Here is an 11,379-nt window from a genome sequence, read left to right on the forward strand (position 1 = left end):
ACGCGCATCGCAAACCAATGGCCCGCCGCCGAGATCGACGCACTCATGCCATGGAACTATAGGCCCTGAACGGCCTCGGCTTGCCGCTTACGGTCCATTACAAATCCCACTCATTCTTTTATCGTAACCGCACCTTCAACATACTCTTGCGCATCTTTAGCTACAGTGGCGCAAAATTCAGCTGGTACAATAGGCTTATAGATTGTTCGACGTACGTCGATTTCACGCGCCTCGGCCATCATGCGAGCGGCAATGCTGTCAGCGCATGGTCCATTAGTTATAAAACGAAGATGCAAATCGACATCTAGTCTAGATAGGTTGTCGAGGCACGTGGCGCTACCCGCTTCAGGCATGTCGATACACAGATACAAAAGATAGGAAGCATGCTTTTCTTTTAGAGCCGCAATCACAGACGGCCCGTCAAGACACTCAACGACATACCAATTATCTTTCTTAAGCGCCTCAACCAACGAGCGTCGGCAATCGTCATCTGTGTCAGCGACAACGACGCGCAGCTGGTGAGATTCTCTAAAAGAATTATAATCGTCCATGACTAACCTCTCATAATAATACAACCTTAGGTAGAATGATCTCTTGTTGCGTAAAGAAAATTATCAACGCAAAACATCAGAAATTTAGTTCCATCAGATGCGCTATGACTAAGATCGTGAGTGACCGCGAACTTAGCGAAGAGACAGCAGAATTCACAAAAACCATGCACCTTCAACGGGTGTTATGTCGCGCCGAACCTGCGCGACACATCCGCTGCAAACGTCAGCAATGCGGACTAAGCTGCCTTTCGCCTGAGCTAAGCTTTAGGTTCAGTGCCGGGGGGGCGCCATGATCGCGCTGAGCACATTCCGGTTCGCTGTGCCCCAATCGCACAGGGGGACCAGCGCCTTGACCAGCGTCTCGCCGAAGGGCGTCAACGCGTAGTCGACCACAGGCGGGACGCACTGATGGTCGCGACGAAGCAGAACCTTCATCTCGACCAGATCGCGCAGTTGCTGGATCAGCACCTTTTCACTGATACCGCCGACGCGCCGCAGAATCTCGGAAAAGCGCGTGGGCCCGCTCTGGACGTGAAAGAGGATCAGCGGCTTCCATTTTCCGCCAATGACGGTCAGTGCCACATCGAGACCGCAGGGTGTGTTCATTCGGTTCATGAGAATCTTTACCCTTACCTTTTGGTAGGTTCTACCGTTCAGGTAACCGATTGTCTACTTGGATGCCATGGCCGAGGCCAATTGCAAAACACAATGCCCTGTTCGGGAAAGGCACCCAAGATGACGGATCACAAGAACACCATCGAGAAGCTCTATGCGTCGGCCGAGGCGGCCACCCTCGACATTGACGCTTTCCTGTCCTGCTTCGCACAGGACGGTTACGCCAGAAACGTTCCGGCCCAGATGGATTTGCGCGGTTCCGATATCGCGCTCGTCGCCAGCGGGGTGGCCAAAGCCTTCCCCGACATCCACCGGGAGATCTTCAGCATCGATGTGTCAGGGGATACGGTTGTCGTCGAACTGGCCATCCGCGGCACCCATCGCGGGACGCTGATGACGCCAACGGGTCCGCTCGCCGCGACTGGAAAGGTCATCGACGTCCCCTGCTGCGACGTCTTCAGGATGAAGGACGGAAAGGTCGCAGCGTTCCACTGCTACAACGCGTTCTCGATCATGCAGCAGCAGCTGAGCTGACACTTCCTGCCGAGGCGGTCCGGGAGGCAGCTTTGGGTTCGGAGCTGGCTTGCGGCGGCGCGGCGGGGCGCACACAGTTCTGCCAGGTGCGCCGTCAACCTCGGCCCAAACCTGCCGTTCGCCTGGGCTACCAACGCCGCGGCGCGGCTTACCCAAACCGGCCATCAGAGGCACCGCGCAGCATAGTGCAGGGCCCAAGGTCGGCTGGGCGGACAGAGCTGCCATCGGTCCTTCGGGACTTGCAATGTAAAACGAACGTTTTACATTGCTGCCCATGGACACCGAAGGAGGCTTTCCATGGACATGACGACTAAGCTCATCGCCGCCGCCGAGCAGCTTTTCGACCGGCACGGCTACATGGCCACAGGTATGGACGGCCTGACGGAGGCGGCGGGAATGTCGAGCCGGACGCTCTACAAGCACGCGGGCAGCAAGGCGCAGCTTATGGCGCGCGTGCTGACCGAGCGCGACCGGCGGTTCATGGCTCGGCTTGAGGTGCGGACCGTCGACGCGCTGTTTGCAGCGCTCGAGGACTGGGTATGGGTCGAGGGCACACGAGGATGCCTGTTCCTTCGATCGCGTGCGGAGACCGGCGGCGACACGCCCGAGATTGCGGAGGCGGTCGCTTCGCATAAGGCGGCGTTTCATCGACGGATCGAGGAAGTTGTCGCAGCAGACCTCGGACGTGAAGACCCGGTCCTCGCCGAGCAGGTGTTGGTCCTCATCGAAGGAGCGACCCATGCGGCGGTCTACCGGGGCGCGTGCGCCATATCGGCCGCGCGAGCGGCGGCGGGCATCCTGATCGGGAGGGCGCGAACATGAGCCCTGCCATTCGCATTGGCGCAACAGGCTTCGGCCTGATCGCGATCTGCTACGGCTTCGCCCGCTTCGCCTTCGGACTGTTCCTGCCGCAGATCGACGGCGAACTCGGCCTTGGCCCCTCGCTCAGCGGTATCATTTCGGGTGGTTCGTTTGCCAGTTACTGCATCGCCATCATCGCATCGGCAGTGCTAACCGAACGGATCGGTGCGCGGGCGGTCGCCGTGGGGGCGGCCATCGTTGCCGCCGTCGGCATGGCCGGGATCGCACTCGCGCCGTCGCCTCTGATCCTCGCCATCGCCGTGGTGGTGGCGGGATCGAGCACGGGCTTGGCCTCTCCGCCCATGGCGGCTGCCGTTGCGGCCGCGGTGCGCAAGAGCCGTCAGGATCTCACCAACACCGTGATCAACGCCGGGACAAGCGTAGGGGTGGCGTCGTCGGGACCGATCGCCCTCGCGATTGCCGGGCAGTGGCGGCTGGCCTTCGGCGCCTTCGCCGCCGTGGCGGTGGTGCTCGCGTTCGCGGCGGCGGTCTCCCTCCCGGCCTCCAGAGGTGACAAGGGCGCTGGCGGACTGCCTCCCTTGAATAGCCCGGTCCTGCGCCTGATCTCCGCGTCGTTCCTGATGGGCGCGGCCAGCACGGCCCTATGGTCCTTCGGAGGCCAGATCGTGTCGCACCAACTGGGATGGGGGCCCACCGGAACCGGGGTCCTTTGGACCTGCATCGGCGCTGGCGGCATTGCAGGGGCCTGGGCCGGCACGCTCGTCGGCCGGTTCGGTCTCGATCCCGTTCACTGGACTTTCTTGGGTCTGATGTCGACGAGCATCCTCGCGGTCGGATCGGGCGTCGCTACTCCCGCTTTCGCTTTGACCGGAGGCCTTCTCTTCGGCGCGGCGTACGTGATGCTGACGGGGGTCTATCTCGTCTGGGGAACGCACGCCTTGCCGGCCCGCCCTGCAACCGGGCTCATGATCGGTTTCCTCACTATCGCCGTGGGCCAAACCGTCGGCGCACCGCTTTTCGGATTACTGATGGCGGGTCCGGGCGCGGGGTCGGCTGTGATCTGCTTCGCCGTCATCGCGCTTCTTGCTGGGACCTTTCGGGCGAGAAGCGCAAGCGAAAGCTCGGCTTCATAGCCTCTGAACCGAATTGAGAGCGGTTCGTCCGAATGTCGTGGAAGGGCTCGAAACCGACCTTCGCCGCAGCCTAGATTAATGGCCGCTTTTTGGCACCCAAATTTTGAACCGGTTCTGGCCAGTGATCTCGCGCACGATCCCGTTGTCCTGCAGCGCGGTCAGGTGCCGGACGATGGAGGTCTTGCTCAGTCCTGTCCGGTCCATCGCAAGAGCCGTCGTCACATATGGAGCGCATAAGAACAGATCGATCAGCGCATCTCGCGTTTCCACCTTAAAAATCGCCTGCGAGGCGCGCGCTAGGTGGCCCCAGTGCTCATAGTCGTCGAGGATGCGCATGGCTCTCAGGATCGACGCGCCAGCGCCGTCAAGCCAGCGCACTAGACGTTGGTAGGCAGACGCGCCCGAGAAAGGTGCACTGCCGGCCGATGCCATTGGTAGAAACCCTGTGTCGCTCGTGAAGGATGAAGCAAGTCTTTGCGCCAGCACAGCGCCTTCGATACGGGCGCCATGCTTTCCGAGTTCAGCGAGTGTCCATATGCTATGCGCGTAACAGGCGCGTACGATTGGAGACAAGCCAGAAGCTTGCATGATTATTGCGGAACACCTGTCGATGTCACCGCCCGCTTCCTGTTTGCGATCCAGAAATGCTTGAAGATCATCTAGTGGGTCTGTTGCGCTGAGTAGATGCCTGACCGTCCATGCTGTTTGTTGCAGTGCGTTGAGGTCGTAAGTGATGGAGCTCGTGCGCATGGCAAGCCACAGCGATACTCGTTCAGGCTGCACAGGATGATCGCCTAACCAGCTCAGATCACAAGCTTCGCGAATGGCGAGATGCTGCTGCAATCCCTTTGGTGCACGCTTGAACCGATCAATGAACCGGCCCCATCGGATTGATGTCGCGGCCAGCTCGTATGCCAACTCCTTCCGAGCCTCATACCATTAATAGATATACGTTTCTTCTTCCCGTAAATGGGTGCCTTTGCTGGCAACACCGTCCTCCTCGTCAGTGAAATCTGGCCCTGCAAACCAGAGATCGTCTTCCGATGTATTCGAGGCATATAGGTCGTCTTCGAAGGGCATTTTAATTCCAATAGTATCAGAGGCTTGTGTCTCATGGTTTCAGAATAGGCGTGTTTTGGAACTTACTGAGCGGTTTAGGCGCTCTAGGAAATTGTCCCATATAATCCTTCCAAAACCCACTTTTTTAGCTGTGATAGCTGCTGCTGGATAATTGAAAGCCATTGATACTAATCGTTTTTATTGATCAGTTGATTGTGCAAGACTGGCTTGCATGCGTTTGCAAATGATCGTTTTATAATAACTTGTTTAATTGAAAAAACGGGGCAAGACATTGCTCTGATTGGATATGCCCGCGTCTCGACTGAAGATCAGACCGTTATGCCGCAGGACGAGCTGCTTACCTTGCCTGGTTGTACCAAGATCTATCTGGAGCGCGCATCGGGCGCGGATAGAACGCGGCCCGAGCTCGCAAAGGTACTGACGCGCATCGGGGCAGGGGACACGCTTGTTGTTGTGCGCATTGACCGGTTTGCGCGGTCTCTATCCCTACTGCTCGAAGTCATCGAACGGCTCGAAGCTAAGGGGGCGCACTTTCGTTCTCTGACCGACCCGATCGACACTGCCAGCCCGCAGGGGAAGTTTTACCCTGCAGATCCTTGGCGCCGCGGCAGAGTTCGAGCGGGCGTTGATCCGTGAATGGACCAAAGTTGGCCTAGCTTCGGCGCGGGCTCAGGGCAGGGTAGGGGGCAATCCCGGACTTCGGGCGAAAGACCCTGCCGCCATCCGCGCCGTGTCGCTCGCGCGGCTCGATGCCTATATGGAGCGCCTGAATGCGAGCGCTGGTGACTGGGTGCCGCATGTCCGCAGGCTTCGTCCTGATACGCCGTGGGAGGATGTTCTGCGCATCATCAATGCGCCGCTACCGGTCGAACGGCGATGGACTATGACCAAGCTCATGCGCGCGGTCAGAGCTTATGTGAAGGAGGGATTTCTCGAAAGCTCGGTGCTCGACCGCGCACCGAAGAAGGCCCATGCGGATCCTCTCGTCAATCTCGTGGCTGGCATGAAAAACGCTAATCCCGATCTTACGCTGCGGGATATTTGCCAGCGGCTCGAGCAGCTGCACGAGCGCACGCCACGAGGTCGGACCAAGTGGCAACCGTCGTCAGTCAAAATGCTGTTGGACCGGGCGCGCGGTTTGGGGCTGTTAGAGCCGAGGGCTTAAACAAGATCGTCTAGCGATACATTCAGCGCTATCGCCAGCTTTTTAAGGCTCGACGTGGAGCCATTTTTGCGACCAGCCTCGATATCCGCGATCAGCACCCGATTGACGCCGGAGATCCGCCCGAGCTCGGACTGATTGTAACCACGATATTCGCGAAACACACGCAGGGGGCTTTCCCCTCCCAGCACGATACGCTCAACCAGTTCGGAAGGAAAACCTTCGCTGTCACACGCTTTCGCTGCATCGAAGGCTCGCAGGTCGGCCAGATCTTCGGCCGCTTCTTTAAGGCGGTCATATTCTGCGCGGGTGATAGTAATCATCTCGTTCATCCAGTCCTCCTTAGTCGTAAACGTTGCCACGAGGGCCGATTTCTAGCACGTCCAAGACCATTCCTTGGTCATCCATGATGACACGCCAGTCGCCAACGCGGAGCCGAATACCTTGGCGACCTTTCAGCGATTTGACATTATTGGCTTGTGATGCTGGGTCTTCTGCGTAGTCGTTGATCTTACCCAAAATACGCTCTGCTGTATTCTTTGGCATCTTCCGGAGTGCCTTGAGTGCTGCGGATGTATAGGTGATCTTCTTCATCTGCTATATGTATCCTAAAGATACAGTGTAGTCAATAGTTACACAAGGGGGCGCGCGAAGATCTAGCAACTGTGCTCACCTATCGGGCGGTATAAATTATCCGATAAGATGGACCATTTCAGTGGTGCAAGATCAGGCTCTTGCAGGAATTAGCCAGTTTTCCACTCTAGATAAGCTGACAAAGCCAGCCGCAGACAAGTCTGATGATCGAGCGACGCCGCTGGGTCAAAGACGCGCAAAGGCGGGATCGCATTGCCATCACGGCGGGATTGCGACAGCACAAGCCTGCCATCGGCTGGAACAAAGACAGGGAAATTATCGCAATACGCTGTCGTCCATCAGCCATGCAGGATTTTCGGCAAACATCTCAGCGATCAGCTGTTTGACCAATAAGATGTGGTCCGAGCTGCGGATTAACCGGCTTGTGCGGTCTCTATCCCATCTGCTCGAAATCATCGAACGGCTCGAAGCTAAGGGGGGCGTACTTTCGTTCTCTGACCGACCCGATCGACACTGCCAGCCCGCAGGGGAAGTTTACCCTGCAGATCCTTGGCGCCGCGGCAGAGTTCGAGCGGGCGTTGATCCGTGAAAGGACCAAAGCTGGCCAAGCTTCGGCGCGAGCTCAGGGCAGGGTAGGGGGCAATCCCGGACTTCGGGCGAAAGACCCTGCTGCCATCCGCGCCGTGTCGCTCGCGCGGGTCTATGCCTATATGGAGCGCTTGAATGCAAGCGCTGGCGACTGGGTGCCGCATGTCCGCAGGCTCCGTCCTGATACACCGTGGGAGGATGTTCTTCGAATCATCAATGCGCCGCTACCGGTCGAACGGCGGTGGACCATAACCAAGCTCATGCGCGCGGTCAGAGCTTACGTGAAGGACGGGTTTCTCGAAACCTCCATACTCGGTCGCGCACCGAAAAAGGCGCACTTAGATCCTCTCGTCAATCATGTGGCCGTCATGAAGAACGCCAATCCTGATTTAACGCAGGATATTTGCCAACGGCTGGAGAAGCTGCACGAGCGCACGCCACGAGGTCGAACCAATTGGCAGCCATCGTCAGTGAAAATGCATTAGGACCGAGTACGCGGCTGGGGGCTTCTGAATTAGGCCGTCGCTGGACGTGTTCTATTTCTCAATTTTCGGCTAGCTACCTGCGCTGTCATGAGGAACTTAAGCTAGGTTTACCCTGAAGATATCGGAGGATCTTTTGCGTTCCATCAGAAAAGATATTTATTTCCAACCCTTTCTAAACAGCATTAAAAAGACTTTTTGTTTGAGGTGTGGCTTTAAAGCTGTTGATGTTGTGTGATTTTGCAAGGAAGTGGCATTCCTACCCGCCGGCTAAGAGGCTGAGAGTCGCGCTTGCCACACCTCCGGAATTGCCGGTGCAGGTATGCATTAAGTTAATCTCATCTCAATAAAAGGGCGCGGATACTAGGGCAATTCAGTATCCGCGCCCAGTTAGACGAGAGCAAGACGAACTCTGCCAGTCCGAATGCTCCGGGGACAATTCATTGATATTGTGAAATGGTTAATGCAACCTTAAAGAGAGCGATGTTTCGTGCTGTAAATAAATTATAAAGTTTTACTGGGACTGGTTACGGGTAGGTCTGGGTAGTTTTCGTCGACTAAAGCGGTATATCTTTTTGAGATAGCTTTTAATGTTGGTCTGAGCTGTCAGCAATTATTATTGCTGGTGGCGTTAGGTGGGCTGAATAAACTGCGATCAGCTCAAGCGGTTGAGGGAATCCGCGAAAGAGAACACGCGCCTTAAACGGGTCGTGTTGGATCTAACGCTCGATAAATTCACTCTGGCCGAGGTCGCAAAGGTGAAGGGCCTTAACAAGCCCTCAGCATCGCCGTATATGTACTGACCATTTGCGACATCTCCTAGCGCGAAGCTTGCCCGGCTTTTTGAACAGCACTGCTCGACTGAACGTAAGATCCCTATTGGGTGCCAGTGCAAAACTTTGCCTTGAAGGCCGAGACTGTCGAATTGGCACTGCAGTACTGACGATAAGGCTACCGGCAGATTATCGGCCTGTTGATGCAAACAAAATGATGCGCAAACCACAAGCTGAGGTGGCCCCCGAAACTCGGACAATCTGGCTCAAGCTTGCCGTCAACGACGACAAGGACGAACATCATGGCTGGAAAACGGAAGAACTACAGCGTCGAGTTTTAGCAAAAGTGGCCCTTGTGAAGATATCGATGGACGGGCGAGGCCGCTGGATGAATAACGTGATGATCGAACAGCTCTGGCGGTCGCTGAACTACGAATGCGTTTATCTGAACGCGTTTGAAACCGGCACCACAGCCCGCCTCGGCATCGTGAATTGGATGACTTTTTACAATACCGCCCGCCCGCATTTGACGTACGTTGGCAAGACACCCTTCGAGGCCCATCAAGGCATCGATCTGAAGGCGGCAGCATGATCAACAGGCAAGCTTAGCGCCGCCGAAAAACTGTCCGGGAAATGGGGACCACCTCAGTCCTGAGTTCATCGCGATGAGGCTTAGCAACTGGTCTGAGAGGGTTGGTGTAAAAATGATTGGTATTAGAATGGGATAGCAATAGCACTGAACGGGCTAAATACACTGTTTGGGATACTACCTGCCTAAAGAAATCTATTTGAAAAGCTTCGACGCTAAACTTCATGACCAGTTGTTCGAAGGCGAGGTGATCGTTTCGCTTAGAGGAGCCTGAATTCTGATAGATCGCTGGCGTCAGCATTAGACCACGGTGGCTGGTGCAATTTCTTGCGATATCGCCCAGTAGCGCCCGAATACGTCGTGTCCGCAAACTGGAGACCCGTGAAACACTAACCTTCAAACCGGATCGCTCAAGTGAGACAAGCCAACTTAGACGCAATAATTGGGATTGAAGCCCGTTCGGACCTCAATCTGGAGCCGATGTCTTTCTCAACAGGAAAGTTTTGCGCCGCCACAAATCGTTCGCGAGATGCTTGCCACTTGGCAGCCACCGTTTGAGAATTTAAGTAGGTTAGAGCTTTCGCGGCTTAGCCCTACGTGAAAATAATCGTAGCCCAACCAACGCACTCAGTAGTGAAATACCAGCAGCAGGAGCAGGGACTGCGGGAAGTTGATTGTTGTCGACATCATAGACGTAATAATATACCGAGGCATGTGACAAATCTTTGCTTGTTGACCAGTTGCCGGTCAGAAGATCGTCAGTTCCCAGTAGGAAAGCGCCAAAACCGTTCCCTGCTTTCAACGTCATCAAAACAGCCGTGAATGCAGATGGGTTCGAGATTGACCAAGTCCCTGTCTTAGTATCGTTAGTAGGAGATACTGAGAAATATGGACTTGTTGCCACGTCGTCCGACGCGAGTGTCCAGCCTGTTATTCCAAAAAGAGAGTAATTTTCGTCGATCTGGTTAAGGTCATTGCCAGTAGCACAAGTCGCTGCAAGCGCGCTGTCGACGCTATAGCTAACGGTTTGATTGGACGGAACAATGTCCACACTACATGTAGCAGCGTTTGCCGAAGCTGCGCCAAAGTAGATCGTACTAGTTAGGAAAACGCTGCACATGCAGTTAATTAACTTCATTGATTCGCACTCCACAAAACTTTGATAAATTCTTATAACACTCATGCGACAGTTTTTGTTCCGAAATATACATTGAAAAATTCGTTAAATACGATTTGAAAATTACTAAGTTGTCTGACTTTGATGATTTGACCACCCGCGACGGCATCTCTGTACCAAGGCGGATCTGCAACGATCCACAAAAGGGGAGCGGGCATATCAGCAATTATTACAGGCGGACTGGGGCTGGCGAAGATGGTGTTTCAGTCCCATCTCCCCTCCTTTTGTAGAATTTTTACTCAAGCCGCAAATGAATGCTGGTGAGGCGGCCGTGGCCATAGTGCGGCCGAGTAAGCCGCCGAACGAAGCTAAAGCTATCAGTTAGACTGCGCTGAGGCCAAACATGCGTCTCGCGCCCGTAAAATGCGGAGAAACACAAGGGGCTGTGAGCGTCGTCCGCGTGCGGGAAGTAATGATCCGGCAGCGGACCGAAGCTATAGAGGCGCTTCGTGGACATCTTACCGCGTTTGGCCTAGTCGTGCAGGTAGGGGCAAATAATCCGGCGCGTGGTCGCACTTGTCGAAGGCGAGTAATCGGGTTTGCCACTCACGGCGAACTTCTCTCTGGCTCCCCTTACGGAAACACTTGCTCAGCTCGACAAGAAAACCAAGGCGTTGGACGTCGAGATCGCGAGAGCGCAATCGTTCAGTGCCTGATCACGATCCGAGGCAACGGCCCGTCGATCGCCACGGCCCCAGCTACGCTGGCGCCGCCGCCGGGAGCTTTCCGAAAAAGCCGACAATTCGTAGTCAGGGCTTGGGCTTACCGTTAGGCAGTACTTGAATGGGGGTAAGAAGCCGCAATGAAGATAGGCGAGGCTCTTTACGAAACTTGTTGATCAGTGACGCCGATAGCGTCTTCATGAGGCGACAAATGCATGCGAGAGGCCAGCCGGGTGCTTAACTCCGCGGAAAGTTGATGCGCAAGCCAACAATGCTGGTGCGGGTAGCACTGGTTAATAAAATGGCGCAGACTATCCGGTCCCTCTTGGCTTGTGGCGGCGTCTACAAAGCTCCGGACCCGACAATGTAGGTCGTTGAAGGCCGCGAGGCGTCGGAATGAAAGAGGGTAAGGAAGCGTGTGGCGCAATGATCGTAAGACAGGATCAGAAGAACCAGTTGTGCAAAACCTACCATCGAGCACGAGGCTTTGATCTGCGAACACCATACGGGTCGGCGACATGAGACCAGTCGCGTTAGAGCTCGGAAAAATATTGGATCGTGTCCCACGGGGTGGTGTAGCTCAGGTGGCCATCGGGTTTCTTAGTAAGGTCGGGTTG

The 11,379-nt window shown here is 55.6% G+C and carries 8 protein-coding genes and 3 pseudogenes; 6 read left to right on the forward strand and 5 right to left on the reverse strand.

Going from position 1 to position 11,379, the window contains the following annotated elements; genetic code table 11:
* Nucleotides 1-110: 110 nt before the first annotated feature.
* Both VSX56_RS19910 and VSX56_RS19915 read right to left on the reverse strand, forming a co-directional pair.
* Nucleotides 111-551, reverse strand: coding sequence for a response regulator (locus tag VSX56_RS19910; RefSeq protein ID WP_350939297.1), 441 nt, complete (start codon nt 549-551; stop codon nt 111-113).
* A 270-nt stretch (nt 552-821) separates the two neighbouring features.
* On the reverse strand, nt 822-1,166 hold the full coding sequence (locus tag VSX56_RS19915; protein ID WP_350939298.1) for a winged helix-turn-helix transcriptional regulator: 345 nt from the start codon (nt 1,164-1,166) through the stop codon (nt 822-824).
* Between the two features lie 120 nt (nt 1,167-1,286).
* Here VSX56_RS19915 and VSX56_RS19920 point away from each other — a divergent pair, with 120 nt between their 5' ends.
* The 3 genes from VSX56_RS19920 (at nt 1,287) to VSX56_RS19930 (ending at nt 3,655) form a co-directional block, all read left to right on the forward strand.
* Nucleotides 1,287-1,700 (forward strand): ester cyclase, encoded by a 414-nt coding sequence (locus VSX56_RS19920; protein WP_350939299.1) that lies wholly within the window; start codon nt 1,287-1,289, stop codon nt 1,698-1,700.
* A gap of 297 nt (nt 1,701-1,997) precedes the next feature.
* A complete protein-coding gene (locus tag VSX56_RS19925; protein WP_350939300.1) occupies nt 1,998-2,522 on the forward strand; it encodes a TetR/AcrR family transcriptional regulator in 525 nt (174 codons plus the stop codon).
* Entirely contained in the window at nt 2,519-3,655 is a 1,137-nt protein-coding gene (locus VSX56_RS19930; protein ID WP_350939301.1) for an MFS transporter, read from the forward strand. The genes VSX56_RS19925 and VSX56_RS19930 overlap by 4 nt, the downstream gene beginning before the upstream one ends.
* A 75-nt stretch (nt 3,656-3,730) precedes the next feature.
* Here VSX56_RS19930 and VSX56_RS19935 read toward each other — a convergent pair whose 3' ends face one another.
* Nucleotides 3,731-4,573, reverse strand: a complete 843-nt coding sequence (locus VSX56_RS19935) for a hypothetical protein (protein ID WP_350939302.1) — start codon at nt 4,571-4,573, stop codon at nt 3,731-3,733.
* A gap of 432 nt (nt 4,574-5,005) precedes the next feature.
* On the opposite strand from VSX56_RS19935, the pseudogene VSX56_RS19940 reads away from it, so the two are divergent.
* Nucleotides 5,006-5,900 (forward strand): annotated as a pseudogene (locus VSX56_RS19940) (recombinase family protein).
* Here VSX56_RS19940 and VSX56_RS19945 read toward each other — a convergent pair.
* Both VSX56_RS19945 and VSX56_RS19950 read right to left on the reverse strand, forming a co-directional pair.
* Nucleotides 5,897-6,229 (reverse strand): helix-turn-helix transcriptional regulator, encoded by a 333-nt coding sequence (locus VSX56_RS19945; RefSeq protein ID WP_350939303.1) that lies wholly within the window; start codon nt 6,227-6,229, stop codon nt 5,897-5,899. The pseudogene VSX56_RS19940 and the gene VSX56_RS19945 overlap by 4 nt on opposite strands.
* Before the next feature lie 10 nt (nt 6,230-6,239).
* Nucleotides 6,240-6,491, reverse strand: coding sequence for a type II toxin-antitoxin system RelE family toxin (locus tag VSX56_RS19950; protein WP_350939304.1), 252 nt, complete (start codon nt 6,489-6,491; stop codon nt 6,240-6,242).
* Between the two features lie 406 nt (nt 6,492-6,897).
* Between VSX56_RS19950 and VSX56_RS19955 the strand changes: the two are divergent.
* Together VSX56_RS19955 and VSX56_RS19960 are read left to right on the forward strand one after the other, a co-directional pair.
* Nucleotides 6,898-7,564: pseudogene (locus VSX56_RS19955) on the forward strand (recombinase family protein); the annotation flags it as partial.
* Between the two features lie 1,119 nt (nt 7,565-8,683).
* Nucleotides 8,684-8,926 (forward strand): annotated as a pseudogene (locus tag VSX56_RS19960) (integrase core domain-containing protein); the annotation flags it as partial.
* Nucleotides 8,927-11,379: the final 2,453 nt, after the last annotated feature.

This window comes from Thioclava kandeliae (assembly GCF_040297545.1).
Lineage (GTDB): Bacteria > Pseudomonadota > Alphaproteobacteria > Rhodobacterales > Rhodobacteraceae > Thioclava > Thioclava kandeliae.

Excerpts from the sequence above, each read along its gene's own strand:
- VSX56_RS19910 (WP_350939297.1), bottom strand. The coding sequence starts at position 551 with ATGGACGATTATAATTCTTTTAGAGAATCTCACCAGCTGCGCGTCGTT.
- VSX56_RS19915 (WP_350939298.1), bottom strand. The coding sequence starts at position 1,166 with ATGAACCGAATGAACACACCCTGCGGTCTCGATGTGGCACTGACCGTC.
- VSX56_RS19920 (WP_350939299.1), top strand. The coding sequence starts at position 1,287 with ATGACGGATCACAAGAACACCATCGAGAAGCTCTATGCGTCGGCCGAG.
- VSX56_RS19925 (WP_350939300.1), top strand. The coding sequence starts at position 1,998 with ATGGACATGACGACTAAGCTCATCGCCGCCGCCGAGCAGCTTTTCGAC.
- VSX56_RS19930 (WP_350939301.1), top strand. The coding sequence starts at position 2,519 with ATGAGCCCTGCCATTCGCATTGGCGCAACAGGCTTCGGCCTGATCGCG.
- VSX56_RS19945 (WP_350939303.1), bottom strand. The coding sequence starts at position 6,229 with ATGAACGAGATGATTACTATCACCCGCGCAGAATATGACCGCCTTAAA.
- VSX56_RS19950 (WP_350939304.1), bottom strand. The coding sequence starts at position 6,491 with ATGAAGAAGATCACCTATACATCCGCAGCACTCAAGGCACTCCGGAAG.